1 protein-coding gene and 1 pseudogene are annotated in these 646 nt (G+C 65.6%); both read left to right on the plus strand.

Translation table 11 applies throughout. From position 1 onward, the window contains the following. Positions 1–249: pseudogene (locus tag K2F54_RS18930) on the plus strand (hypothetical protein); the annotation flags it as partial. Positions 250–266: 17 nt separating this feature from the next. Further along, positions 267–646, plus strand: a 380-nt coding sequence (locus tag K2F54_RS18935) for a hypothetical protein (protein WP_220607403.1), incomplete at its 3' end; no start/stop codon positions are given.

Genomic DNA, 646 nt, shown 5'->3' on the forward strand with positions numbered 1-646 from the left:
CTCGAACGTGGCCTGATCCCGCGCGAAGATGGTCGTATGACTATTCCACCGGGTAAGCGCAGTGCGCTGGAGAAAGCGCGTGCTTCTGAGCAGGCCAGGCACGAGGCTGAAGTTGCTGAGTTGACCGCGCGGATACGCAAGTTGGAGGGGTCGAATGATGCGTTGGGAAAAGCTATCGGGCTCTTGCACTCGCTGAGCGAGGAAGAGCCCGCAGATACCCCGACGACCCCCGATCGGCCCGATTCCTGACCCAGGAGAACGAGCTCGTGGCCGAGCTCACCCGCACGACCGGCTCGCAACGCAGCGCGTTAGCCCTCGCCGGCGTTGCCCGTTCAACCTGGCAGTACCGGCTCAGACCCCGCGCTCGGGTCCTTGAGCCGGTGCTGCAGAGCGACCGTGCGTATTTGTCTCGGATTCCGGTGCCCGATCGGGCAACGATCGCTGCGAAGATCACCACGGGTTGGAAGGCCGGGCATTCGGTTGATCACACGTTCGCGTCGACCTGGGATCAGGGCGTGATGCTCGCCGGGCGCCGGTCGTGGTGGCGGATAGCTGCCGATATCGAGGACCAGAGCGCCCGCCCGGTCGTTCCCACCAAGCGCGGAGCGCGAACGCCCCGGGACACTCCGGTGCTGATCGCGACCGG

It is taken from the genome of Cryobacterium inferilacus, from assembly GCF_019599185.1.
Lineage (GTDB): Bacteria > Actinomycetota > Actinomycetes > Actinomycetales > Microbacteriaceae > Cryobacterium > Cryobacterium inferilacus.